23 protein-coding genes are annotated in these 25,039 nt (G+C 71.5%); 12 read left to right on the top strand and 11 right to left on the bottom strand.

What is annotated here, in order from left to right:
* The coding region (locus tag VQ03_RS10240) for an MFS transporter (RefSeq protein ID WP_048450769.1) at positions 1–1,117 on the bottom strand (1,117 nt) is incomplete at its 3' end.
* An 89-nt stretch (positions 1,118–1,206) separates the two neighbouring features.
* Between VQ03_RS10240 and VQ03_RS10235 the strand changes: the two genes are divergently transcribed.
* Positions 1,207–1,767 carry a TetR/AcrR family transcriptional regulator gene (locus tag VQ03_RS10235; RefSeq protein ID WP_048450768.1) on the top strand — a complete coding sequence of 187 codons (561 nt, stop codon included), beginning with the start codon at positions 1,207–1,209 and terminating at the stop codon, positions 1,765–1,767.
* A 95-nt stretch (positions 1,768–1,862) separates the two neighbouring features.
* Here the strand turns inward: VQ03_RS10235 and VQ03_RS10230 are convergent, their stop codons facing one another.
* The gene (locus tag VQ03_RS10230) at positions 1,863–2,423 is read right to left on the bottom strand and encodes a cytochrome b (protein WP_048450767.1); all 561 of its coding nucleotides are present in this window, start codon (positions 2,421–2,423) and stop codon (positions 1,863–1,865) included.
* A 175-nt stretch (positions 2,424–2,598) separates the two neighbouring features.
* Here VQ03_RS10230 and radA point away from each other — a divergent pair, with 175 nt between their 5' ends.
* The 6 genes from radA (at position 2,599) to VQ03_RS10200 (ending at position 10,320) form a co-directional block, all read left to right on the top strand.
* Positions 2,599–4,053: a DNA repair protein RadA gene (gene radA, locus VQ03_RS10225; protein WP_048450766.1), complete on the top strand. Its 1,455-nt coding sequence runs from the start codon at positions 2,599–2,601 to the stop codon at positions 4,051–4,053.
* A gap of 116 nt (positions 4,054–4,169) precedes the next feature.
* Positions 4,170–4,763 carry a CvpA family protein gene (locus VQ03_RS10220; RefSeq protein ID WP_048450765.1) on the top strand — a complete coding sequence of 198 codons (594 nt, stop codon included), beginning with the start codon at positions 4,170–4,172 and terminating at the stop codon, positions 4,761–4,763.
* 264 nt (positions 4,764–5,027) lie between these two features.
* Entirely contained in the window at positions 5,028–6,530 is a 1,503-nt protein-coding gene (gene purF / locus VQ03_RS10215) for an amidophosphoribosyltransferase (protein ID WP_048450778.1), read from the top strand.
* Between the two features lie 4 nt (positions 6,531–6,534).
* Positions 6,535–7,293: an SDR family NAD(P)-dependent oxidoreductase gene (locus VQ03_RS10210; RefSeq protein ID WP_048450764.1), complete on the top strand. Its 759-nt coding sequence runs from the start codon at positions 6,535–6,537 to the stop codon at positions 7,291–7,293.
* A 418-nt stretch (positions 7,294–7,711) separates the two neighbouring features.
* The gene (locus VQ03_RS10205) at positions 7,712–9,823 is read left to right on the top strand and encodes a sensor domain-containing protein (protein ID WP_048450763.1); all 2,112 of its coding nucleotides are present in this window, start codon (positions 7,712–7,714) and stop codon (positions 9,821–9,823) included.
* Between the two features lie 92 nt (positions 9,824–9,915).
* On the top strand, positions 9,916–10,320 hold the full coding sequence (locus VQ03_RS10200) for a dihydrofolate reductase family protein (RefSeq protein ID WP_048450762.1): 405 nt from the start codon (positions 9,916–9,918) through the stop codon (positions 10,318–10,320).
* Between the two features lie 302 nt (positions 10,321–10,622).
* Here VQ03_RS10200 and VQ03_RS10195 read toward each other — a convergent pair whose 3' ends face one another.
* The gene (locus VQ03_RS10195; RefSeq protein ID WP_053078490.1) at positions 10,623–11,387 is read right to left on the bottom strand and encodes a HAMP domain-containing protein; all 765 of its coding nucleotides are present in this window, start codon (positions 11,385–11,387) and stop codon (positions 10,623–10,625) included.
* A gap of 555 nt (positions 11,388–11,942) precedes the next feature.
* Between VQ03_RS10195 and VQ03_RS33710 the strand changes: the two genes are divergently transcribed.
* Entirely contained in the window at positions 11,943–12,113 is a 171-nt protein-coding gene (locus VQ03_RS33710) for a hypothetical protein (protein WP_167376072.1), read from the top strand.
* Positions 12,114–12,141: 28 nt separating this feature from the next.
* On the opposite strand, the gene der is transcribed toward VQ03_RS33710, so the two are convergent.
* The 3 genes from der to VQ03_RS10180 form a co-directional block, all read right to left on the bottom strand.
* Positions 12,142–13,488 (bottom strand): ribosome biogenesis GTPase Der, encoded by a 1,347-nt coding sequence (gene der, locus VQ03_RS10190; protein ID WP_048450761.1) that lies wholly within the window; start codon positions 13,486–13,488, stop codon positions 12,142–12,144.
* Between the two features lie 200 nt (positions 13,489–13,688).
* The gene (locus tag VQ03_RS10185; RefSeq protein WP_167376073.1) at positions 13,689–14,429 is read right to left on the bottom strand and encodes a tetratricopeptide repeat protein; all 741 of its coding nucleotides are present in this window, start codon (positions 14,427–14,429) and stop codon (positions 13,689–13,691) included.
* Between the two features lie 133 nt (positions 14,430–14,562).
* Positions 14,563–15,162, bottom strand: a complete 600-nt coding sequence (locus VQ03_RS10180; protein ID WP_048450760.1) for an NnrU family protein — start codon at positions 15,160–15,162, stop codon at positions 14,563–14,565.
* A 100-nt stretch (positions 15,163–15,262) separates the two neighbouring features.
* Here VQ03_RS10180 and VQ03_RS10175 point away from each other — a divergent pair, with 100 nt between their 5' ends.
* Positions 15,263–16,417 carry a glycoside hydrolase family 183 protein gene (locus tag VQ03_RS10175; RefSeq protein ID WP_048450759.1) on the top strand — a complete coding sequence of 385 codons (1,155 nt, stop codon included), beginning with the start codon at positions 15,263–15,265 and terminating at the stop codon, positions 16,415–16,417.
* 148 nt (positions 16,418–16,565) lie between these two features.
* Here VQ03_RS10175 and VQ03_RS10170 read toward each other — a convergent pair whose 3' ends face one another.
* On the bottom strand, positions 16,566–16,988 hold the full coding sequence (locus VQ03_RS10170) for an EamA family transporter (RefSeq protein WP_048450758.1): 423 nt from the start codon (positions 16,986–16,988) through the stop codon (positions 16,566–16,568).
* A 162-nt stretch (positions 16,989–17,150) separates the two neighbouring features.
* On the opposite strand from VQ03_RS10170, the gene VQ03_RS10165 reads away from it, so the two are divergent.
* The 3 genes from VQ03_RS10165 (at position 17,151) to VQ03_RS10155 (ending at position 20,937) form a co-directional block, all read left to right on the top strand.
* Positions 17,151–18,335: a cupin domain-containing protein gene (locus VQ03_RS10165; RefSeq protein WP_048450757.1), complete on the top strand. Its 1,185-nt coding sequence runs from the start codon at positions 17,151–17,153 to the stop codon at positions 18,333–18,335.
* Positions 18,336–18,583: 248 nt separating this feature from the next.
* On the top strand, positions 18,584–19,519 hold the full coding sequence (locus tag VQ03_RS10160; protein WP_053078489.1) for a LysR family transcriptional regulator: 936 nt from the start codon (positions 18,584–18,586) through the stop codon (positions 19,517–19,519).
* Between the two features lie 80 nt (positions 19,520–19,599).
* Positions 19,600–20,937: a globin-coupled sensor protein gene (locus VQ03_RS10155; RefSeq protein WP_048450756.1), complete on the top strand. Its 1,338-nt coding sequence runs from the start codon at positions 19,600–19,602 to the stop codon at positions 20,935–20,937.
* A 130-nt stretch (positions 20,938–21,067) separates the two neighbouring features.
* Here the strand turns inward: VQ03_RS10155 and VQ03_RS10150 are convergent, their stop codons facing one another.
* The 4 genes from VQ03_RS10150 to VQ03_RS10135 all read right to left on the bottom strand — a co-directional run bounded on the left by VQ03_RS10150 (position 21,068) and on the right by VQ03_RS10135 (position 25,039).
* Positions 21,068–23,071 carry a methyl-accepting chemotaxis protein gene (locus tag VQ03_RS10150; RefSeq protein WP_245292031.1) on the bottom strand — a complete coding sequence of 668 codons (2,004 nt, stop codon included), beginning with the start codon at positions 23,069–23,071 and terminating at the stop codon, positions 21,068–21,070.
* Between the two features lie 46 nt (positions 23,072–23,117).
* Positions 23,118–23,297, bottom strand: coding sequence for a hypothetical protein (locus VQ03_RS10145; protein WP_048450755.1), 180 nt, complete (start codon positions 23,295–23,297; stop codon positions 23,118–23,120).
* A 76-nt stretch (positions 23,298–23,373) separates the two neighbouring features.
* A complete protein-coding gene (locus VQ03_RS10140) occupies positions 23,374–23,868 on the bottom strand; it encodes a Zn-ribbon domain-containing OB-fold protein (protein ID WP_083467905.1) in 495 nt (164 codons plus the stop codon).
* 4 nt (positions 23,869–23,872) lie between these two features.
* Entirely contained in the window at positions 23,873–25,039 is a 1,167-nt protein-coding gene (locus VQ03_RS10135; protein WP_048450754.1) for a thiolase domain-containing protein, read from the bottom strand.

Below are 25,039 nucleotides of genomic sequence, written 5' to 3'. Positions count from 1 at the left end.
CCGCATAGAGGTCGGCCGTCGCGGCGTAGCCGAGGGCGTGGGCGAGGAAGCCGGCGCCGACGGCCGGCAGGCTGAAGGCGAGGTAGCTCTGGACGTAGAAGGCGGCGAGCAGCCCGGCGCGCTCGTCGGGCTCGGCCAGCGGCATGATTGTGCCGAGGCAGCCGAGGAAGCTGGGGCCGAAGCCGCAGCCGGTGACGAGGGTGGCGAGGATCAGCAGCGGCACGCTGGCCGCGTGGATCCCGGCGACGACCCCGACGACGCCGAGCGCGGTGGCGAGCACCCCGAAGGTGAGGTTCTCCCACGGCGGCGCCGTGCGGCGCAGGAGCACCGAGACCGCGCCGGCCACCATCAGGGCGGTGACGACGGCGCCGCCGGTGAGCGGCGCGCGGCTGCCGGTGGCCGCCGCCACCACCGAGGGCACCAGCGAGAGGTAGAAGCCGCCGAGCGTCCAGTTGGCGATGTTGATCGGGCTCACCAGGGCGAGGGGCCGCCGGATCCGGGGCGGGACGGCCATGCGGGGCCGGAGCGAGGCCAGTGCCCCCGGCCGCGTCGCTGCGCTCTCGGGGATGCGCCACACCGCGAGGGCCAGCCCGGCGAAGGTGCAGAGGAGCAGGCCGTAGACGAGGTGCAGCGGCAGCGGGGCGTACTGGATCAGCGCGCTGGTGCCGAGCGCCCCGACCGCCATGCCGGCCAGCGGCGCAACCGCGTTGACGATCGGGCCGCGGGCGCGGTCGACATCGACGAGGGCGGCGCCCAGGGAGGCGGCGGCGATGCCGGTGGCGAGCCCCTGGACGATCCGGGCGACGACGAGCCAGACGGCCCCCTGGCCCACCAGCAGGAAGAGGCCCATCGCCGCGGCCTCGAGCCACAAGGCCCCGGCGATGACCGGCCGGCGTCCGAGATGGTCGGAGAGCGAGCCGGCGACGAGCAGCGCCTTGAGCAGGGCCACGGCGTAGACCGCGAAGACCAGGGTGACGAAGACCGGCGAGAGCGTCAGGGTCTCCTGATAGACCCGGTAAAGCGGCGTCGGGGCCGCCGCGGCAGCGAAGAACGCCCCGAGCGTCACGGCGTGGACGACGAGCGGGTCGGCCCGCCGGGATCCTTGACCTGTGCGCATCGCCGTGTCCCTAAAGCAAATCCGTTGCGTTAAGGATTAGCGCCGCGGCGCGCTAAAAGCAAATTCTTTGCGTTTGGAGGAGTGTGGTGATGGCGGAGAGGGAGGGAGGACCGCGTCCGGGCGGGCGAAGCGCGCGGGTCCAGGCCTCGGTCCACCGGGCCACGCGGGACCTCCTCTCCCGGATGGACCGCGCCGCGGTGACGATCCCGCTGATCGCCGCGGAGGCCGGGGTCACGCCCTCGACGATCTACCGGCGCTGGGGCGAGCTGAACGAGCTTCTGGCCGATGTCGCGGTCGAGCGGCTGCGGCCGGACATGGTGCCGGTCGAGACCGGCAGCGGCCGCGGCGACCTCCTGGCCTGGGCCGAGCAATATGCCGAGGAGATGGCCTCCGGGATCGGCCGCGAGATGATCCGCGACGTGCTCGCCGCCGAGGGCGAGACCGGCCCCCGGCGCTGCTGCGGCTATGCCCGGCAGCAGGTCGCGGTCATCGCGGAGCGCGCCGTGGCGCGCGGCGAGGCGTTTCCGGAGATCGACATGATCCTCGACCGGGTCATCGCGCCGATCATCTACCGGATCCTGTTCGACGAGGCCCTGGCGACGGAGCGGGTCGGGGCGTTGGTGGGGAATGCCTTCTCAGCCTGTGCCTGACGGATCTGGCGCGGGTTCTCTCCTCTCTCCGCGGGCCGGGAGAGGAGAACAGTCGTGCTTTATTTCGTACCGAATCATATCACGCCGAACACGCCTCACCCCCCGGCCATCCTGCGTGGCCACATCCGCCCCAGCACCTCGTCGCGGCGGATCCAGGCGTGCCAGGCGACCGCGAGGATGTGCAGGCCGAGCACGATCCCGAGGCCCCAGGCGATCCAGTAATGGGCGCCGTAGCCCGCCTGCGACAACGCCTTGTCGACCGGGACGAGGCGCGGGAAGGAGACCACGCCGAACCACGGCAGGCCGTAGCCGCCCGCCGCCGAGTAGACGTAGCCGCTGACCGGCAGGAGCAGCATCAGGGCGTAGAGCGTGAGATGCGCCAGCGTCGCGGCGATGTGGGCCTGGCGGGAGGGGGCTGAGCGATAGGCCGGCTCGCCGGCGACGAGCCGGTAGGCGAAGCGCAGCGGCAGGAGCAGCAGCACCGTCAGGCCGAGGGACTTGTGGATGTCGAGGAGCTCGCGCCGCGGCGAGGTGCCGGGCACCTGCCAGGCGGCATAGATCCCTAAGGCCAGCGCCGCCACGATCAGGGCCGCCATGAGCCAGTGGAAACCGCGCTGGAGGCGGTCATAGGTGTAACCGCGGCCGGGCCGGGACATCGGGTGCACGTCCTTCACGTCGGAGGGCCGAGCTGTCGCGGGGGATTGGGACGCCAGCGCGGCAGCCTCGTTTCGGAACTGTCGCGGGGCGCGGTTGCAACGCCGTCCGCCTCGGGACATATCAGGAACACGTGAGGCTGCCGGCGCGCGGCCCCGATCCGGAGATCCGCCGCCGATGGCGAAGAACCACCAGACCTTCGCCTGCCAGTCCTGCGGCGCGGTCTATAACCGCTGGCGCGGGCGCTGCGAGGCCTGCAACGGCTGGAACACGATCGTCGAGGAGACCGGCGCGGGAAGCCCGGTCTCCGGCCCGGTCGCGACCCGGCCGAGCCGGGCCCGGGGCCGGATCTTCCCCCTCGAAGGCCTCACCGGCGAGGTCAAGGAGGCGCCGCGCACCTCGTCGGGCATCGCCGAGCTCGATCGGGTGACCGGCGGCGGCTTCGTGCGCGGCTCGGTGATCCTGCTCGGGGGCGATCCCGGCATCGGCAAGTCGACCCTGCTGATGCAGGCCTCCGCCGCGCTGGCGAAGCGCGGCGAGCGCGTCGCCTACATCTCGGGCGAGGAGGCGGTGGGCCAGGTGCGGCTGCGCGCCGAGCGGCTGGGTCTCGCGAGCGCTCCCGTCGAACTCGCCGCCGAGACCAATGTCGAGGACATCATCGCGACCTTGAGCCAGGGCCGGCCGCCGGCCCTCGCCATCATCGATTCGATCCAGACGATGTGGACCGAGACGGTGGAATCGGCTCCCGGCACGGTGACCCAGGTGCGCGGCTCGGCCCAGAGCCTGATCCGCTTCGCCAAGACCTCCGGCACCGCCGTGATCCTGGTCGGCCACGTCACCAAGGATGGGCAGATCGCCGGCCCCCGCGTGGTCGAGCACATGGTCGACGCGGTCGCCTCCTTCGAGGGCGACCAGGGCCACCATTTCCGCATCTTGCGGGCGGTGAAGAACCGCTTCGGCCCGACCGACGAGATCGGGGTGTTCGAGATGACCGACGGGGGCCTGGCCGAGGTGCCGAACCCCTCGGCCCTGTTCCTCGCCGGGCGCGACCTCGCGGCACCGGGCACCGCGGTCTTCGCCGGCATGGAGGGCACCCGGCCTCTCCTCGTCGAGATCCAGGCCCTGGTGGCGCCGTCCGCACTCGGCATGCCGCGACGCGCGGTGGTCGGCTGGGATCCCAACCGCCTGTCGATGGTGCTGGCGGTGCTGGAGGCCCATGGCGGCATCCGGCTGGGCGGCCACGACGTCTACCTCAACGTCGCCGGGGGCTTGCGCATCAGCGAGCCCGCCGCCGACCTCGCGGTGGCGGCGGCGCTCGTCTCCTCGCTGTCGGGCGCGGCGTTGCCGTCCGACGCGGTGTATTTCGGCGAGGTCGGCCTGTCGGGGGCGATCCGCCCGGTGGCGCAGGCGCCGGCGCGGCTGAAGGAGGCGCAGAAGCTCGGCTTCGCCAAGGCCCTGATGCCGCAGGGCCGCGAGGGGGCCGGCCGCGACGGGTCCGGGACCGGGTTTCCGGCCGAGAGCCTGCGCCACATCGCCGACCTGGTGGCGGGTGTCGCCGCCAACGGCAAGCCGGCCCGGGGCGGGCGGCGCCAGCCGCAGCGGATGCCGGCCTACGACGACGAGGACGCCTGAGACGGCGGCCCGTCAGCGCGAGGGTGACGGATCTGATCCGGCAGCGTATACAACCCGGGCGGTCAGGGCAGCCGCGACCCCGAGGCAACGCTACCGCCCCCGAACCGTTCCTGCCGATGCCGTTCTCCGTTCTCGATCTCGTCGTGCTGGGTGTCGTCGTCATCTCCGCGTTGCTCGCGGCGGTGCGGGGCTTCACCCGCGAGGTGCTGGCGATCGTGGCCTGGGTCGCGGCGGCCGGCCTCGCCTGGTACCTGCACCCGCTGCTGCTGCCGACCGTGAAGCAGCACGTCTCCAGCGACACCGTCTCGCTGGTGGTCTCGATCGCCGCGATCTTCCTCGTGACCTTGCTGGTGGTCTCGGTGATCACCGTGAAGATCTCGGACCTGATCCTCGATTCGCGCATCGGCGCGGTCGACCGCAGCCTCGGCCTCGCCTTCGGGGCGGCCCGCGGCTTCCTGATCTGCGTCATCGGCTGGGTGTTCCTGGCCTGGCTGGTGCAGGGCAAGGTGCCGGACTGGGCCCAGCAGGCGCGCAGCCGCGAGATCCTGGAGAATAGCGGCCAGAAGCTCGTGGCGATGCTGCCGGACAACCCGGAGGGCCTGCTCAAGCAGTTCCGCAAGCCCAAGCCCGAGGGCGAGCCCGGCACCGACGCTCCGGCCGAGGCCGACGCCCCGCCCCAGCGCCGCACCGATGCCAGCCCGCGCCGCTGACGCGGCCACGAAAATCGCTGATCCCGACGATGCAAGGGCGCCCGACCGGCGCCCTTTGCATGCGAGGTAAGCCGCGCAACACACGTTTGACGCCTTGGTTCCGTCGACGGCAGCGATTACATAGCCGGCGCGAGGCGAAATTTCGGGCCACAGCGGCCTGGAACCTGCTTCGTTCAGGCGAATCAGGCCCGCGCGCGGACGTTTCGGTGCGCGGGGTCGGCGAGGCGAGGCCGTGCGGTGACCGGCCACCAGGGGCTTCTCATCATGTCAGCACGCAGCGAAACCTTCCGGGGAGCCCCCGGGGCGAGCGAGGCGTCCGGCGGCGATCTCGACCTCGACGGCGATACCCTGCGCGAGGAATGCGGGGTCTTCGGCATCTACGGCCATCCGGATGCCGCGGCGATCGTGGCGCTCGGCCTCCACGCCCTGCAGCATCGCGGCCAGGAGGCGGCCGGCATCGTGTCGTTCGACGGCCGGGTCTTCCACTCCGAGCGCCGGATGGGCCTTGTCGGCGATTCGTTCTCGGACCTCGCCACGATCGAGCGGCTGAAGGGCGAGACCGCGATCGGCCACGTCCGCTACTCGACCACCGGCGAGACGATCCTGCGTAACGTGCAGCCGCTCTTCGCCGAGCTGGAGACCGGCGGCCTCTCGGTCGCCCATAACGGCAACCTGACCAATGGCCTCCTGCTGCGCCGCCAGCTCGTGCGCGACGGCGCCATCTGCCAGTCGACCTCCGACACCGAGGCGATCCTCCACCTCGTCGCCCGCTCGCGCCACGTGCGCATCGTCGACCGGGTGATGGACGCGCTGCGCCAGATCGAGGGCGCCTACGCCCTCGTGATGATGACGAACAAGAAGCTGATCGGCGCCCGCGACCCGCTCGGCATCCGCCCGCTGGTGCTGGGCGAGCTGGACGGCCGCTACATCCTCGCCTCCGAGACCTGCGCCCTCGACATCATCGGCGCCCGCTTCGTGCGCGACGTCGACAACGGCGAGATGGTGGTGATCTCGGAAGACGGCATCGAGTCGATCCGCTTCGCCCGGGCGCAACCGTTGCGCCCCTGCATCTTCGAGTACATCTACTTCGCCCGCCCCGATTCGATCGTGAACGGCAAGAGCGTCTATTCCGTGCGCAAGAATATCGGCGTCGAGCTGGCGAAGGAATCGCCGGCCGAGGCCGACATCGTCATCCCGGTGCCGGATTCCGGCGTGCCGGCGGCGCTCGGCTACGCCCAGCAGACCGGGCTGCCCTACGAGCTCGGCATCATCCGCAACCACTATGTCGGCCGCACCTTCATCCAGCCGACCCAGTCGGTGCGCGAGCTCGGCGTGCGGATGAAGCATTCGGCCAACCGCGCGGCAGTCGAGGGCAAGCGCATCGTGCTGGTCGACGACAGCCTGGTGCGCGGCACCACCTCGGTGAAGATCGTCCGGATGATGCGCGAGGCCGGGGCCCGCGAGGTGCATTTCCGCATCGCCTCGCCGCCGATCACCCACCCGGACTTCTACGGCATCGACACGCCGGAGAAGGAGAAGCTGCTCGCCGCCACCCACGATCTCGAGAGCATGCGGCAGTATATCGGCGCCGATTCCCTCGCCTTCCTGTCGATCGAGGGGCTCTATCGGGCGATGGGCGAGGAAGGCCGCGACGCGTCCTGCCCGCAATACACCGACCATTGCTTCACCGGCGACTACCCGACCCCGCTGACCGACCTCGCGGTCGCCTCGCCGCGCCGGATGGCGATCCTCGCCGAGGCCGACTGACCCGATGTCCGACACCCTCCTCCCTCCGAAGCCGCTCGCCGACCGCATCGCCGTCGTCACCGGGGCCTCGCGCGGCATCGGCCGCGCGGCGTCCCTGGCGCTGGCCGAGGCCGGCGCCCACGTGATCGCGGTCGCCCGCACGCAGGGCGCGCTGGAAGAGCTCGACGATGCCGTGCGGGCGACGGGCGGCTCCGCCACCCTCGTCCCCCTCGACCTGTGCGACTACGACGCCATCGACCGCCTCGGCGCGGCGATCAACGAGCGCTGGGGCCGTCTCGACGTGCTCGTCGGCAATGCCGGCGTGCTCGGCAAGCTGATGCCGCTCGGCCACGTCGACCCGAAGGTCTGGGCCAGCGTGATGGATGTCAACGTCACGGCGAACTGGCGCCTGATCCGCTCCCTCGACCCTCTGCTGCGGCGCTCGGATGCGGGGCGGGCGGTGTTCGTCACCTCGGGCGCGGCCTCGTCGTGCCGGGCCTATTGGGGCCCCTACGCGGTGTCGAAGGCGGCCCTCGAGGCCCTGGTGCGCACCTACGCGGCCGAGACCGCGACCACGCCGGTGCGCACGATGCTGCTCAATCCCGGTCCCCTGCGCACCGCGATGCGCAAGGCCGCGATGCCGGGAGAGGATCCGGAGACCCTGCGCACCCCGGAAGACCTGGCGCCGCACATCGTCCGGCTGGCGAGCCCGGACTGGACCGAGAGCGGCACGATCTTCGACTTCCCGACCGGCCGCGTGCTGACGCCGCAGAAGCCGGCCTGAGCGACGGGCGCTGGCGAGACCCGGATCACGGGCCGCCGCGACATGCCGATCTCGAGCGCGGGTCCTCCTTCCAGGACGGGAGAGGGGCCCGCGCTTCGTTTTTTCCGGCTTGCGGACGCCGCCGCGTTGGGCCTCTCCGAGGCCGGCGGTCACGCGCGCAGGGCCCATCCCCGGCGGCCTCGGGATGAGATGTCGCCGCCCAATGGACGATTTCTGTCATTCCCGCTTTCCCTGCGGAATTATGAGCTTAAAAAGCTCATTGCGATAGCGGAATACAACTTGCGCCTCATTCAGACCGTTTTCCTCAACCGCAGAAATGCGATTTAAGACTGCCTTAGGGTCCTTTGCCCAACAAGAACGCAGGGGAACCTCACCGCACTGGGCCTGCCGGGCTCGGCCGCAGACGGGACGGCCAATTGTGACAGCAACGACCGACGTCATGTACCGGCTGCTCGTCCAGGGCGTGACCGACTACGCGATCTTCATGCTCGATCCGCACGGGATCGTGGTGAACTGGAATGCCGGGGCGGAGCGGGCCAAGCAATATACCGGCGACGAGATCATCGGGCGGCACTTCTCCTGCCTGTACGGTCCGGAGGACCTGGCGGCGGGACTGCCCGCGGCCGGCCTGCGCCAGGCCCGGGAGACCGGACGCTTCGAGACCGAGGGGTGGCGCGTGCGCCGCGACGGCACCCTGTTCTGGGCCGACGTCGTCATCGAGGCGGTCCATGACGAGGGCGGCGGCCTCATCGGCTTCGCCAAGATCACCCGCGACCGGACCGACCGGCGCGCCCAGCAATTGCAGGTCCTCGCCGCGAGAGAGATGGCCGAGCGCCACCGCGACGAGCACGCCGCCACCTCGGTCTTCCTCGACAACGTGATCGCCACGATGCCGTCGAGCGTCGTCGTGCAGGATGCGGCGACGGGGCTGATCCGGCTCGCCAACCGGCAGGCGGAGCTCCTGCTCTGCCGCTGCGCCGGCGAGCTGGTCGGCCGCCCGGCGGCGACGGCCCTGCCGGCAGCCCTCGCGGGGCTCCTGCGGTCCGTCATCGCGGCAGCCGGACAGCCGGCCGCCGCAACCGTCACGGTCGAGGAGCTGGTCGCGACCGCATGGGGCGCCCGCATGCTCCGGATGCGCGCCCTCGCGATCGGCGGGCAGGACGAGCAGCCCCTCTACGGCCTCCTCATCGCCGAGGACATCAGCGACGAATACGCCGCGAGCCTGCGGATCCACCACCTCGCGCACCATGACGGGCTGACCGGCCTGCCCAACCGCGAGCTGTTCCGGCAACGGCTCGGCGAGGCCCTGGCGGCCGGCGCCGCGGCCGGAACGGGCACGGCGGTGCTGTGCCTCGACCTCGACGCCTTCAAGTGCATCAACGACACCCTCGGCCATCCGGTCGGGGATAAGCTGCTGCGTATCCTCGCCCAGCGCCTCCTGACTGGCATGCGTCCGGGCGACACCCTGGCGCGCCTCGGCGGCGATGAATTCGCCGTCGTCGCCCCGCTGCTCGGGGTGGAGGCGGAGGCGGAAGCCCTGGCCGACCGGCTGATCGAGGCGACGCGCCAGCCGGTCGAGCTCGACGGCCAGCGGATCGAGATCGGCCTCAGCCTCGGAATCGCCCTCTCGCCCGCCGACGCCGACGGCGCCGACGAGCTCCTGCGCTGCGGCGACCTGGCGCTCTATGAGGCGAAGCGCGCCGGCCGCGGCCGGCACGCGCGCTTCCACGGCGCGCTCGCGGCCTCGGCCCGGTACCGCCGCCTGATCGAGACCGACCTGCGCGAGGCGATCGCCCGACGCGAGCTCAGCCTGCACTACCAGCCGATCGTGCGGGCGGCGGACGGGGAGACCGTCTGCTACGAGGCGCTCCTGCGCTGGCACCACCCGGTGCGCGGCCCGATCCCGCCCCTCGACTTCATCCCGGTCGCCGAGGAGACCGGGATGATCCACGAGATCGGCACCTTCGTGCTGCACGAAGCCTGCCGTCAGGCGAGCCGCTGGAGGAGCGGCCGCAGCGTCGCCGTCAACCTGTCGCCGGCGCAGTTCCGCAGCCCGGCGCTCGCCGCCCAGGTGGCCTCGGCGCTGGCCACCTCCGGCCTGCCCGCCGGCCGGCTCGAACTCGAGATCACCGAATCGGTGCTGCTCGATCCCTCCTCGAACAACCTCGCCCTGCTGGGCCAGCTCAAGCAGCTCGGGGCGCGGATCGCGCTCGACGATTTCGGCACCGGCTATTCCAGCTTGAGCTACCTGCGCACGTTCCGGTTCGACAAGATCAAGATCGACCGCTCCTTCGTGCGCGAGATCTGCGACAGCCGCGAGGCCCTGGCGGTGGTGCGGGCGATCACCGGGCTCAGCCGCAGCCTCGGCATCGTCACCACGGCGGAGGGCGTCGAGACGCCCGAGCAGGCCGATCGCCTGCTCCGGGAGGGCTGTGGCCAGCTCCAGGGCTACCTGTTCGGCAAGCCGCGGCCCGCCCCTGCCCTGCCGGAGGCCGAGACGGCCGCGCCAGCCCGGCTCCGCGGGGCCTGACCTTCGGCCGGCTGGCCCGGACCCGGCCGGGAGGCTATCAGGCGAAGGGCAGGATCCGGGGAGGGCCGGGATCCGGGGAGGGCATTGAGCCGATGATCGACGTGCGGGCGATGTGCGCCATCGGGCAGCGGGGCCAGCTCGGCCTCCACGGGCGGCTGCCGTGGGAGGGCAACACCGATCCGCTCTACGTCGAGGACGTGACGCGCTTCTTCGCCGTGACGCAGGGCCACGTGCTGATCGCCGGGCCGAAGACCATCGAGGCGGTGCCGGACTTCGCCTACCGGGACCGGACCATCGCGATCATCCGCTCGCACGAGGACCCGCGGGACGTGCTGGCGCGCTACCCGGGCCGGCGCGTCTATGTCGGTGGGGGAATCGCGGTCTGGAACGTCTACGCGCCCTTCATCCAGCAATGGGACATCACCCGCCTGCCCTATGACGGCGAGGCCGACCGCTGGTTCGATCCGGCCTGGCTGGTGGGGCGGGGGCGGGGCTGAGCCGCTCCGGCCATTCCCTCTCCCCGACGGGCCCCTCGCGCCGCTGCTGTTCTCGCAGATCGCCATGGTCAAGGCGGCACCTCGTCGCTCGCGACCTCGCCGGCAGGCCGGCTGGTCTCCGGGGCGAGGCGCCCCGCGTCTCCGCGCTCCTCGATCACCTGACGGCGACGTTCCCCACGGCGGAACCGGGGGAACTGGCCGCCCATATCGACGGGTGAGCCGCCTCCCGCCGCCCTGCCTCTTGGTGGTGAAGGCGGCTCACGCCGCCTTGACGGCAGCGAGGAAGCCGCCGACCTCGCGGGTCAGCCCCGGGCCAGCGCCCCGATCTCGTCCCGTCGCCCGGTGCCGTCGACCGCGATCAGGAGATCGCCCGCCGCGAGGGCGTTCATCGCCCGGGCCATCCGGGTGAGGGGCCGGGCGATCCCCAGGACCGCGATGGCGGCGAGACCCGAGAAGGCGAGGACGAGGCCGATCCCGGCGACGAGCGTCAGGTGGGCCTTGGTCGCGGCGGCGGCCTCCTCGGCCGCGTCCCGGGCGGCGGCCAACTCGGCGAGCGTGGCCTTCACCCGCGCGGCGATGGCGGCGGTCGCCTTGGTCCGCCTGCCGGCATCCTCCTCGGTCGAGAGCGCGAAGGCGACGTCGGTCATGCCCTGCCGGGCATTCGCCACCACCCTGGCCGAGAAGGCGAGGTAATCGGCGATGCCGGCGCGGGCCGCCTCGTCTTGCCGGCGCTCGTCGTCGTCCCCGGCGAGGGAGAGGAGCCGGTCGGCCTCCGCAGCCGCATGCTCCTCCGCGGCCCGGTGCTGCCGGGCGAGGTCCTGGCGCACGTCGTCGCTGCCCTCGATGATGACGCTCTTCTGGGTGATCGCCGCCTCGGCGACGGCATTCGCCACCCGCTGGGCCGCCACCGCGCGGTTGGTGCGCAGGTCGACGATCTCGCGCGTCGTCCGGCCCATGGCGTCGAGGCCGCTGCGGGCGAGCCCGACCAGCCCCGAGGCGACGAGAAACACGAGCGCGGCCGGAAGGGCCAGCTTGGCGATGAGAGGGAGATCGTTGAAAGCGCGCATTCACCGGGTCCTGCCACGGGACGGCTCGCACCCGCGCCGTCCCGCCACTCCAGGCGCTATCGATGAGGATATGTAATCAGTGTCGAGTTAAGAAAAAATTGCTATATTGCATCGCATCGACGCGTGCCATGGTAAGATTTTTCAAGATTTTGATTTATCGTGCGTGCGATTTTATGCCATGTGCACGATATTTCTACTGAGCGAAATCGCGACCTATTCTGACTGCAAGCCGCACAACAAATGGGCTGGCCGAGGGAATGGGATGAGGTCCGCGAGGCCAGGGAAACGACCGTGATCCGCGCGAGGCCGGGCCTCGCTTGGGGGAGCGGCAGCCTTGGCCGGATGGCGACGGGGCGCGTGCCCGCTCCGGCCCACGGCGCTGGCCCCCGGACAGTCCTGCCACCGCAGGCAGCGCCGGCAAAGCTTTCCGGCTCCTGCAAGGTTCCTACAAGGGTCCCGCAAGAACCCGCCTGCCGCGTGGTCATTGGCAGTCGCCAAGGCGCGACGAACACGGTAGATCTGTCCGCAACCAGTCAAGACGGGGGTGTTCAGGCGATGAGCGAATCCACCGACCGGTTCAAGCGCGCGCCCAAGCGCAAGACCGCGCAGGCGCGCACCCTCACGGTGTCGCCGGAGGCCAAGGCGGCCTACGAGAAGCTGATCCGCGAGAAGGAGGAGCGCGAGGCCTACGCCCGCAACCTCCCCGCCGACCAGAGGCCGCGCTGAACGCCTCTCCTCGCCGTCCCTCCTCGCCCTACTCGCTCTTGTCGAACGGGTTCTTCGAGGTCCGGAGCGACAGGCGGATCGGCACGCCCGGCAGGTCGAAGGCTTCGCGCAGGCTGTTGACGAGGTAGCGGGTGTAGGATTTCGGCAGCGCGTCGAGCTGGTTGCCGAACAGGGCGAAGTGCGGCGGGCGCGACTTCACCTGGGTGGCGTAGCGGATCTTGATCCGCCGGCCGGACACGGCCGGGGGCGGGTTGGCCTGCGTCGCCTCGCTGAGCCACTGGTTGATCTTCGCGGTCGAGACGCGGCGGTTCCACACCTCGGCGGTCGAGACCACGGCGTGCATCAGCCGGTCGACGCCCTCGCCGGCGAGCCCGGAGAGCGGCACCACCGCGGCGCCCCGCACCTGCGGCAGCAGGCGGGTCGCCTTCTCCTTGAGGTCCTTCAGGAGCCCCGGCTGGTCGGCGACGAGGTCCCACTTGTTGAGGCCGATGACGAGGGCGCGGCCCTCCGACTCGACGAGGTCGACGATGGTCAGGTCCTGCTTCTCGAACGGGATCGTGGCGTCGAGGAGCACCACCACGACCTCCGCGAAGCGCACCGCCCGCAAGCCGTCCGAGACCGCGAGCTTCTCCAGCTTGTCGTCGATCCGGGCGCGGCGGCGCATGCCGGCGGTGTCGTGCAGCTTGATCCGCCGGCCGCGCCACTCCCAGTCCAGTGAGATCGAATCGCGGGTGATGCCGGCCTCGGGGCCGACGAGCAGGCGGTCCTCGCCGAGCATCCGGTTGATGAGGGTCGACTTGCCGGCATTGGGCCGGCCGACGATCGCGACCTTGAGGGGCTTGCCCTCGGCCCCCCCCTCGTCGTCCTCGTCCTCCTGCTCCGGCAGCACCGCTTCCAGCGCATCGAGGAGGTCGCCCAGTCCCTCGCCGTGCTCGGCCGAGACCGGCACCGGATCGCCGAGGCCCAGCGCGAAGGCCTCGTAGGCGCCGGCCATGCCGGCCCCGCCCTCGGCCTTGTTGGCGAGCAGGATCACGGGCTTGTCGGCCCGGCGGACCAGCTCGGCGAAGGGCTGGTCGGCGGGCAGCAGGCCGGCGCGGGCATCGATCACGAACAGGACCGCATCGGCCTCGGCGATGGCGGCCTCGGTCTGGGCGCGCATGCGGCCGGCCAGCGAATCGGCCTCGGCCTCCTCGAGCCCCGCGGTGTCGAGGATGCGGAAGCGCAGGTGGCCGAGGCGCACGTCGCCCTCGCGCCGGTCGCGGGTCACGCCCGGCCGGTCGTCGACGAGCGCCAGCTTGCGGCCGACGAGACGGTTGAACAGCGTCGACTTGCCGACGTTGGGACGCCCGACGATCGCGACGATGGGCATCGACATGGAGGTCTTCCTGAACATAGCAGCGGGCGGGCACGCCGCGAGGCGCGCCGCCCTCTCAACAGATATGCGGGGCAAAGGCGCCCCGCGCCATGGGAATCTCGAGCGCCGCCCGATCGGGTTGCAATTCGGACGGCGCTCCAGGTCTTTGATTTTGCCGTATTTTCTTCGACGAACCGGTGCCCGCTTCGTCGAGCAATGCTCTAGCGCGTCGCCTCGGGGGCGGGCGCATCGGTGACGACCGGCGGCGGGGGCGCGGCCGGGGCCTGCGGCGCCGCCTCGGTCACCTGCACGGGGCCGCCGGCCACGAGGCCGACATAGATCTCGAGCCGCTGGCGCAGGCCGGCGGGGGTCTCGCGGTCGGCCGCGATCTGGTCGAACCAGCGGCCCGCGCCCTCGAAGTCGCCCTTCTTGAGCGCCACGAGGCCCAGCATCTCGCGGGCGGTGTGGCGGAAGGCGCTCGCCGGGGCGGCGAGGCTCTGGAGCGTGTTGAGCGCCGTCGGGTCGTCCTTGTCGACGACGAGCAGCGCCCCGCGCAGGCGGGCGAGGTCGCGCAGGGACTGGCCGATGGCGGTGTCGTCGGCGATCGCCGCATAGGCCTTGGCGCCGGCGGCCGGATCGGCCTTGCCGGCCTCCGCCGCGGCGCGCAAGCGCGCCAGCAGGCGGTAGCCGAACGGCGCATCGGCGGCGACACCCGCGAAGGCCTTCTCGGCCTCCTCCGGCGTACCGTCCTTGGCGCGGCGCAGGGCCTCCTCGAAGCGCAGGCTCGCCGCCTCGGATTGCTGGGCTTGCGCGTGCTGCCAGTAGCGCCAGCCGCCGACACCCAGCACCACCAGCACCGCGAGACCGATGAACACGCCGCTGTAGCGCGACCAGATCTGGGCCAGGCGGTCGCGCCGGTACTCGTCGTTGACCTCGCGGATGAACTCGTTCTCGCTCATGATCTTCTTGGCTCGATCTCTCGGCTCGATCTCTTGGCTCGCCGCCACCAGTGAGCCGGTGGGCTCTTCGCCGCGACCGTGCGACAGGGCCGGTCGCGTAGCACAGTCCCGGCGGGAAGTCAGGCCCGGCGGCGAATCAGGTCATGCCTTGGCCCGGCCAGACCGCGACGCCGATGAGCCAGGGATGCAGCACCCGGGCGAAGACGAACCAGGCTGCGACGCCGATCACGACGGCGAGCGCGTCGTTGCGCCAGCCCGCCGGCGCGACCGCGGGGCCCGCATGCGGCTTCACCTCGTCCCGGCTTTTGGCGCTGATCCGGGCCATCACCGCCCAGGCCAGGATCGCCCCGAACAGGATGATCGAGCCGAGATCGCCGTTGGCGAGGAGGTGGGCCGTGGCCCAGATCTTCACCCCGAGCAGCATCGGGTGCTTCAGCCGCGCCTTGATCCGTCCCGGCAGGTAGGCGGCCACGAAGCTGATGAAGGCCAGCAGCACGAGCAGCAGGGCGAGGTGGCGGGTCCAGACCGGGGGCGACCACAGCTCGATATAGTCGTGCGCCCGGTACTGGCCGTAGCCGTAGCCGAGCAGCACGAGGCCGAGGAGCGAGGCGACGGAATAGCCGATCTTGTAGGGCCCCTCCCCCACCCGCTCGATCAGGACGGCGCGGGGGCCGCGCGCCATCGTGAAGGCGTGGGTGCCGAGGAACAGCACGAGGCCGGCGATCAGGAGGAGCATCGGGGACAACCTTCCGGGAAGCGGCCGGACTCGAGCGAACGGCGAAAGCAAGCCTCAAGCACTCTGGGGCAGGCTCGGATGCCGAGTCCAGGGACGCCGCATGCTCCTCCGCCTTCTCCTCGCGTGTCTCTGCGTCGCGGCCGCGACCGCGCCGGCCGCCGCCGAGCCGCCCCTCTCGGCGCTGACGCTCGTCGGCCCGCCCCGCATCGTCTTCAGTCCTAAGCGCGACGCCTGCGACGGGCACGACGTGCCGGACGCCCCCGCCCGGGCCTTCCGCGAAGCCGATGGCGGGATCGTGCTGTTCGGGATGCATTTTCGCAATCGCGCCTTCCGCGGCCGCGACTTCGACGGGTTGAAGCTCGACTGCGCCGTCGTGCTCGAATCGGGCCTCAAGCCGGAGCCCGAGGCCTTCGACGACCGCAGCTGGATCACCGCGACCTGGACCGAGGACGGCACGCGGGTCGAGGCGCTGCTGCACGAGGAGTACCACGCCGACGATCATCGCCGCTGTCGCACCAAGGGCATGCTGGCCTGCTGGTACAACGCGGTGCTGGCCGCCCGCTCCTCTGACGGCGGGCGCAGCTTCGCCCGGACCACGCCCCCCACGGTCGTGGCGGCGGCGCCCTTCCGCCAGGAGGTCGAGCAGGGACGCCACCGCGGCTTCTTCAACCCGTCGAACATCGTGTCCGACGGCCGCCACCGCTACTTCTACGCCTCGACCACCGGCTGGGCCGGCCAGCCCTTCGGGGTCTGCCTGTTTCGCAGCGACGACGTGACCGACCCCGCCCGCTGGCGCGCCTGGGACGGCGAGACCTTCACCGCCCGCTTCCCCAACCCTTACCTGAAGGGCCGGACGCCCGTCGGCACCTGCGCCCCGGTGGCGCCGTTCCCGGCCCCGGTCGGCTCGGTGAGCCGCCATCGCGGCAGCGGCGCCTGGATCGCGGTGTTCCAGGCCGCCTCCGGCGGCGTCTTCCCGCGATCCGGGATCTACTGGAGCACGTCGCGCGACCTCCTGGCCTGGGACGCGCCGCGCCTGCTCATCGCCGGGTCCACCCTCTACGACGATCCCTGCGCGGCCGGCGGAGACCTCGTCAGCTATCCCTCGCTCATCGACCCGGCGGCGCCCGGCCGCAACTTCGACACCGTCGGCGACACGGCGACGCTCTACTACGTCACGCTCAAGACCAAGGGCTGCGAGGTCACCTCCGACCGCGACCTCGTGCGGCGGCCCGTGGCGATCAAGGTCTGGCCGTGAACGGCCGACGAGGCCCGGTTCATACGATGTCCGACTGATCGCTTCAGGCGATCCTACCGGATCGCATTTGCGATGCGGAAATCGGCTTCGCTCAGGCGCCGCGCGGGCTTGTGATACGACTGCCGGACGTGATCTTCCGGCAGTCGTATCACTCCCGCCAGGTGAGCAGGTAGGCTCCCGCCACGACCAGGCCGACCCCGAGCCAGTTCACCCCCGACAGGCGCTCGCCGAGCAGCGTCGCGCCGAACACGGCCACCAGCACGATCGACAGCTTATTGAGGGTCGCGACCTGCGCCGCCCCGCCGGCCTTCAGGGCCCGGAAGTAGCAGGCCCAGGACCCGGCGGTGGCGAGGCCCGACAGGCTGAGGAGCCCGAGATGGCGCCCGGTCAGGCCGCGCAGGGCCTGCCACTGGCCGGTGGCGAGGCAGATCGCCCCGAGCGCCAGCAGGATCACGACCGAGCGCATGAAGGCGGCGGCGTCCGATTCCGCCCCGGCGCTGCCCGCCCGGGCCAGCACCGCCGTCATCGCGGTGAACACCGCCGAGACCAGCGCCCAGACCTGCCAGGACATGCCGTTCCCCCCTCGATCGTCTCCCCCGAGCGGCATCATGAATGCGCGTCATTCGCGAATGCCGACAATGCGTTTCACTGGCGCACCGGGTTGGCCCAGCTTCCCGGGCCTGACGGACGGCGCCGGCGAGGCCGGCGCCCCATTTCCGGTGGGGAGAGCACCATGGACCAGACGCGGCGGCTGTTTCTGGGGGCGGCGGCGCTCGGCGCGGGCGGGCTGATGGCGACGAGCGCCCAGGCCCTCGAGCACGACCACGGCAATCCGGGCGATGGCGGCTTCGGCCGCCAGTCGGTCTCGCTGCCGCCGGGCGCCAAGGTCGCCTACCACGATCCCCAGGATGTCGGGGCGATGCCCGATTTCCGTTTCTCCCTCGACGGCAACCGCCCGAAGGTGACCTCCGGCGGCTGGGCCAAGGAAGCCACGGTGCACCTTTTCCCCATCAGCAAGGGGATCGCGGGCGTGCACATGTTCCTGGAGCCCGGCGCCTCGCGCGAGCTGCACTGGCACGCCATCGCGGCCGAGTGGGCCTACGTCATCGACGGGCGCTGCCAGACCGTGGTGCTCGACCCCTCCGGCGCCAGCGAGATCAACAACTACGAGCCCGGCGACCTCTGGTACTTCCCGAAGGGCCACGGCCACTCGATCCAGACCATCGGCGACAAGCCCTGCCACTTCATCCTGTCCTTCGACAACGGCGCCTTCTCGGAGCACGGCACGTTCTCGATCACCGACTGGATCGACGTGACCCCGAAGGACATGCTGGCCCTCGATTTCGGGCTGCCGAAGGACGCCTTCGACGCCTTCCCGAAGGGAGAGGCCTATATCCAGGCCGGCCCGGTGGTGCCGGTCTCCGACGCCCTCGACGCGCCCTGGCCGAAGGAATCGACCCACAAGTTCCGCCTGCTCAAGGACCCGCGGGCTTTGCGCGAGTTCGAGGGCGGCACGTTCCGCCTCGCCACCGTCGACGAATGGCCGATCCAGAAGACGATGTCGGGCGGCGTGATGATCATCAAGCCGGGGCAGATGCGTAAGCTGCACTGGAACGTCAACGCCAACGAGTGGCACTACTACCTGAAGGGCAAGGGTCAGGTGGCCCTGTTCGGCTCGGGCGGGCGCGGCAAGGTGGCCGAGTTCCAGCCCGGCGACGTCGCCTACATCCCGATGGGCTTCGGCCACGCGATCAAGAACATCGGCGACGAGGACCTCGAGATCGTCCAGACCTGGGACAACGGCAAGTTCGAGGAGATCGACCTCGACACCTGGATCAAGTCGAGTCCGCGTTATCTTCTGTCGAACAATTTTTCCGGCGTGCCGGGTGAGACGCTCACGAAGCTGAAGCGGGCGTAGGGCGACGCCCGTCGTGCCGCGCGAATGACCCCTCCCCCTCTGCGGGGGAGGGTGGCCTGCGGAGCGGGCCGGGAGAGGGGACGCCGCTTCCGGAGAGGTCGCGACCATCATGACAGGCGCCCCTGCCGGCACCGTCGCGCTGCCCCTCTCCCGGCCCCGTCCGACGCAGTGTCCCGACGGAGGGGGGCAGGCGTGTCGGGATGCTCCCGCCTATCCCCCGCCGCGCCCCTCCGCTACAACCCGCGGCCGTGAACTGGGACGCGTTCGACTTCAAGCTCCTCATCGTGTTCGACGCGATCATGCGCGAGCGCCACGTGACGCGCGCCGGGGAGCGGCTGGGCCTGAGCCAGTCGGCGGTGAGCCACGCGCTGCAGCGCCTGCGCCGGGCCCTCGGCGACGAGTTGTTCGTGCGCGGTCCGGACGGCATGGCGCCGACGCCCCGTGCCGTCGAGCTGGCCGAGCCGGTCAGGCGGGCGCTGGCCGAGATCGAGGGCGCCCTGAACCAGGACCGGTTCGACCCGGCGATCTCCACGGCGAGCTTTCGCCTGGTGCTCAACAACACCGCCGCCGTGGTGCTCGCCGCGCCGATCGCCGGGTGGATCGGGAGCCGGGCCCCCGCCTTGAGGCTACACATGAGCCCGAGCGGCACGGTACGGGTCGACGACCTTCTGGATCGCGGCGACGTCGACCTGGCGATCGTCGGCGCCGGCCGGGTCGAGGGCGAGCGCTTCGCCGCCGCCACGCTGATCCGGGACGGGTTCGCGGTCGTCGCCCGGCGCGGGCATCCGGCCCTCGCCGAGCCCCTCACCTACGAGCGCCTCGCGGGGCTGTCGCATCTCGTCGTCTCCTCCACCGGCGACGATGTCGGCTTCCTCGACGCGGCCCTGAGCCGACGGGGCCTGCCGCCGCGCCGGGTCGCGATGGCGGCCCCGTTCCTGTCGGCGGCGCCGATCCTCGCCGGCTCCGATCTGGTGGCCGTGATGGCCGAGCGGATCGCCCGCACCCTGGCAACCGTTCATCCGGTCGCCTGCCGGCCGCTGCCGCCGGATCCGGACCTGCCGGTCACCCGCTCGGTGCTGGTCTGGGCCCGTCGGGTCGAGCGCCATCCGGGCCATGCCTGGCTGCGGCGGCAGGTCGTCGACTGCGCCCGCAGCCTCGCGGGTGGTCCTTCTCTCGACATGTAATGGTCAAGTGAAGCGCCGGTAACCGAAAATTATCTCGGACTCTCGCATCAGTTGTGTGTCCGAGCAGGTGCAACTGAGTCATGAACCAGACGGTCGTCACCGCCGCGCAGAGCCGGCGCTTCGCCACCTTGGGTCTCACGGATGACGACCTTGCCCGCCTGCGCGGCCTGGCCGTCTTCGCGCGGGAGCGCCTGCCGGAATTGCTGACGGAGTGGAACGCCCGCTTCGCCGCCTGGCCGGAGATCCAGGACGCCTTGCGCGATCCGGAGGTGCATGCAGCCCGGGTGGCGCACTGGGTGCGGGTGGTCGGCGGCGATTTCGGCCCGGACTTCACGGCCTCCGCCGAGCGGCTGGCCTCGGTGTTCTACGCCCGGCGGGTGCCGGCCTACGCCGTCGCGATCTGTCACGCTACGGTGGCGGCAGGCCTCACCGAGGCGCTGGGCCTTGCCGGCCCGCGCCGCTTGTTCGGGGGCGGGGACGAGGCCGCCCTGCAGGGCGCCCTCACCCGGGCGGCCTGGCTCGACCTCGAGGTGCTGCTCGAGACCTACGCGGCGGCCGAGCAGGCGAGCCGGCGCAGCACCACCGCGGCCCTGGCCCAGGCCTTCGAGGGCCGGGTGCTGGCGGTCATCGGCGCGGTCGCCGACCAGGCCCGCGCCCTCGACGGCACCGTCGGCGTCCTGTCGCGCAACGCGGCGCGCTCGACCGAGGCGGCGACCGCGGTGGCCGCCGCGGTGATCGAGGCCTCCGCCGGGACCGGGCAGGTGGCCCGGTCCGCCGAGCAGCTCCGCTCGGCCATCGCGGAGATCGCCGGCGAGGTCGGCCGCTCGCATGCGGTGGCCGAGGAGGCGGTGGCGCAGTCCGACGTGGTGGCCTCGCGGGTCTCGTCCCTCGCCGAGGCGGTGGCCCAGGTGAGCGAGGTCGTGATGCTGATCACCGGCATCGCGGCCCAGACCAACCTGCTCGCGCTCAACGCCACGATCGAGGCCTCGCGCGCGGGTGCGGCGGGCCGCGGCTTCGCGGTGGTGGCCGCCGAGGTGAAGGCCCTGGCGCAGCAGACCGCGCGGGCCACGGGCACGATCGCCGGGCAGATCGACGCCATGCGGGCGGCGGCGGGTGGCTCGGTCGAGGCCATCGGCCATATCCGCCGGACGATCGGGCGCATCAGCGAGAGCAGCGCCATGATCAGCGCCGCGGTCGAGGAGCAGAGCGCCGCCACCGCGGAGATCGCCCGCAGCACCCGCGACGTCAGCGCCGGCACCGACGAGGTCGCCCGCCTGATCGACCGTGTGCGCGAGGATGCGACCGGCACCGCCGAGGCCGCCGCCCGCGTCACCGGCACCACCCAGGATCTCGGGCGGCAGGCGGAGGCGATGAGCGCGGCGGTGGGGACGTTCCTCGGGGAGGTCCGGGCGGCCTGAGCGCGGGCCCGGGCCGACGGGGCGGGGTCGGGAGTCCCGCCCCCGTTACGATGCAAAGGGCCCCGCCGCGGTGAAGCGGCGAGGCCCGTGATCGTCCACGACGGCCGCCCGGAGGCGAGGAGGCGCCGCGTCAGGCCGCCTGGATGTCGCGCAGGAAGCCGTCGACCTCCTGCTTGACGGTGAGCGACTGCGTGGCGAGCTCGGCGGCGGCCATCAGCACCTGCGAGGCGGCGCTGCCGGTCTCGCCGGCGGAGCCGAGGACTCCCGCCATGGCGGCGCTCACGTCCTGGGTGCCCCTGGCCGCCTGCGAGGCGTTGCGCGAGATCTCGGTCGTGGCGGCGGTCTGCTCCGTGACCGTCGCGGCGATCATGCCGCTGATCTCGTTGACCGCCGCGATCGTCTGGCCGATCTGCCCGATCGCGCCGGCCGCCTGGCCGGTGGCCGCCTGGATCGCCGTGATCTGCCCGCCGATCTCCACGGTCGCGCGGGAGGTCTGGGCGGCCAGCTCCTTCACCTCGGCCGCCACCACGGCGAAGCCGCGCCCGGCCGCGCCGGCGCGGGCCGCCTCGATGGTGGCGTTGAGCGCCAGCAGGTTGGTCTGGTCGGCGATGGCGGTGATCGTCGCGACGACGGCCCCGATCTGCGTGGCGGCCGCGCTCAGGCTCGACATGGCGGCGTCCGTCGCCGCGGCCTCGCGGGTGGCGTTTCCGGCGACCTCGTTCGAGCGCAGGACCTGCCGCTCGATCTCGTGCAGCGAGGACACCATCTCCTCGGCCGCCGCCGCGACCATCTGGACGCTGGCCGAGGTCTGCGCGGCGGTGCTGCTGGAGGCCTGCGCCTGCGCGCTGGTGGTATCGGCGATGCCCGTCATGGCGCGGGCCGTGGCGTCCAGCTCGGTCGCGGCCGAGGTGACGATCTCGAGCGAGCCCGCCACCCGCTGCTGGAAGGCCCGCACGAGCTGGTCGACCCGGTCGGCGCGGCGCTGGCGGGCGGATTGCTCGTCGCGCTGCTGCGCTTCCAGCGCGACGCGCGCGAGGGCGTTCTGGCGGAAGACCTCGACCGCCTGGGCCATCTCGCCCATCTCGTCGCGTGCATCGCGGGAGGGCACGGCGAGGTCGGTCTCGCCCGCGGCCAGCCGTTTCATCGCCGCGGTCATGCCGCCGACCGGCCGGATGATGCTGCGGGCGATCAGGAAGGCGAGCATGGCGCCGAGGGCGAGGGCGAGGGCGACGAGGCCGAACTGGATCGTCCGGGTCCGGGCCGCCGTCGCCCGCGTCTCGGCGGCGATCTCGGTGACCGCCGCCTCGATCTTGGCCCGCACGGTACCCGCCGAGGACTCGATCGCCGCCGTATGCGGCTTGATGCCGGCGGCGAAGGCCTTCTGGCTCTCGGTCGTCGACGCGCCATAGGCCCGGAAGGCGGCGTCATAGGCGGCGAGCGCCTGGTCGACGGCACGGATCGGCTGGGCGAAGGCCCCCGCAGGATCGAGCCCGCGCATGGCCTTCAGCGCCGCCTCCGCCTTGCCGACATTGGTGGCGAAGGTCGCCGGGCCGTTCGGATCCTGGGTGGCGAGGAAGCGCCAGTTGGCGACGCGGACCAGCAGCATCGCGCTCTCGGTCATGGCCGCCTGGAGGATCTGCGCGTCGCCGCCGCGGGCGCGCATCTCGGCCACGAGGGCCGAGGTCGACCGCGTCAGCTCGTCCCCGCCGGTGAACAGGGTCGCCTTCGCCTCCGTCATCACCCGGCCGGCGGCGACCAGCTTCTCGAGTTCCGGCTTCAGGTCGCGCGCATGACCCTCGATGGTGGCGTAGATCGTCCGCCGGTCCTCGGACACCGCTCTCCCGACGAGGTCGCGGCTCTCCCTCTCGATGCCCTGCCGCGCCGCCTCCATCGAGGCAATCTTCTCAGGATTGGGAGCGAGCCGGTATTGTTCGGCTTCGCCGGCCAGCCCGATCGACGCGCCCTGCACCGAGAGGATCTGGCGCGCGACCTGGTCGAGATTGCCTCGCCTCTCGTATTGTGCGCCGATCTCCGATTGTTGCTGGATGGAAAATGCGCCGATGCCGGCAGCGATCAGCATCAGTGAACCGAAACCGACATAGAGCCGGGTGCGAATCGTTGCGTTCCTGAGCATGCCGCATCCAATATTCATTGAGTCACAGTAGCATAAGTAATTAAATCTAATAATGCGTTAACGCAGCTTGTTTTGCGCACTCAGTCATTCGGAGGAACAGCGGCAGGTCGGCCGGATCCCGATGATGGCCGGCGGGCAGAAGGAATGATTTCTTCATGAGGACGAAGAACGTCCCGCAAGACATCTGAAGGCGGTCGACGACGATGGTGGCGTTCGGATCGTCCATGCCGATCCGATATCCTGCCGCGGAACCCGGGATCCATCGTGTGTCGGACAGGCGGCCCGTGACCGCCCGTCGACGCTCACGGTACCGGACCGGCCTGCGACGGCTCGGCAGCCTCGACCGGCCGGAAGCACGGCACCGGCGTGCCGTTTCGCGACTGCGCGAAGACCAGCCGCACCGGCTGGCCGATCGCCAGGGACTCGGCCTCGCAGTCGACGAGGCTCGTCAGCATCGTCGGCCCTTCCGCCAGGGTGACGTAGGCGATGGTGCGGGGCGGGTCCTCGCGGGCGAGCATTGTGTAGCTGTAGATCGTGCCCTCGCCCGAAGCCTCCTCCCAGGCCGTCTCGCCGAGGCAGAACGGGCACGAGCTGCGCGGGTACCAGTGCGCCTTGCCGCAGGCCGTGCAGCGCCGCAGCAGGAAACGCCCTTCGCGGGCGGCCTCCACGAAGGCCGCGGATTCGGGGCTCGCCGGCGGGTCGGGCCAGTCGCCGTCGCGCAGGGTGATGCGGGCCGGGGAACTCCCGGTCGAGGGATTCTCGGTCGAGGGATTCCTGGTCGAGGGATTCTTGGTCATCGTCTCACTCCCTGCCGAGAACCAGGGTGGCGGCCCCGTGGCGGCTGCCGAGCAGGCCGCCGATCCCGGTCGCGACGGCGAGGTCGCAGTTCCTCACCTGGACGGCCGGCTGGGCTTCGCCGCGCAGCTGGCGCACCGCCTCGATCACCTTGGTGATGCCGCCCCGGTTGGCCGGGTGGTTGTTGCACAGGCCGCCGCCATCGGTGTTGAACGGCAGCTTGCCGGTGCCGGAGATCAGGTTGCCGTCGGCGACGAAGCGCCCGCCCTGGCCCTTCTCGCAGAAGCCCAGATCCTCGAGCTGCATCAGGACCGTGATGGTGAAGCTGTCGTAGATCGAGGCGTACTTGATGTCGGCCGGGGTGACTCCGGCCTCCGCGAAGGCCGCCGGACCCGACTGGCGCGCGGCCGACCAGGTCAGGTCGACCTCGCCGCCGAGCTGGCCCTTGTACGCCTCGCCCGCCCCCATCACCCGTACGCGCGGTCGCTTGAGGCTCCGGGCGATCTCGGGCCGCACCACCACCAGCGCCCCGCCGCCGTCGCTGACGACGCAGCAATCGAGCCGGTGCAGCGGATCGGCGACCATCGGCGAGGCCAGCACGTCGTCCACGGTCACGACGTCGCGCAGCATCGCGTGGGGATTGGCTTGAGCATGGTGCGAGGCCGCGACCTTGATCCAGGCGAGCTGCTCCGAGGTGGTGCCGAACTCATGCATGTGGCGGCGGGCGCAGAGCGCGTAGAGGTTGACCGTGGTCGGGCCGAAGGGCGCCTCCCACGGGCTGTCCGGCGCATCGGCGATGACGGGGCGGGCCGCGGTGCCGGAATGGCCGGCGCTCCGCGGCCGGCCGGCCAGCGTGATCAGCGCGACGCTGCACTTGCCCATCGCGATGGCCTGCGCCGCATGGGCCACGTGGGCGATGTAGGAGGCGCCGCCGAGATCGGTGCTGTCGAGGTGGCGCAGGCGCAGGTTCATGTAGTCGGCCATCGCCAGCGGCCCGAGGCCCGGCGCGTCGCCGGCGCAGAAATAGCCGTCGACGTCGTCCTTCGTGAGCCCCGCATCGGCGAGCGCACCGGCGGCGGATTCGGCGTGGAGCTGGGCCACGGACTTGTCCGGGGCCTTGCGGGTCGGGTGCTCGTAGGCCCCGGCGATGCAGGCGCGTCCGTTGATCGTCAT

Origin of the sequence: Methylobacterium tarhaniae (assembly GCF_001043955.1) — a bacterium.
Classification (GTDB): domain Bacteria; phylum Pseudomonadota; class Alphaproteobacteria; order Rhizobiales; family Beijerinckiaceae; genus Methylobacterium; species Methylobacterium tarhaniae.
This window is presented reverse-complemented; position numbering and strand designations above follow the sequence as displayed.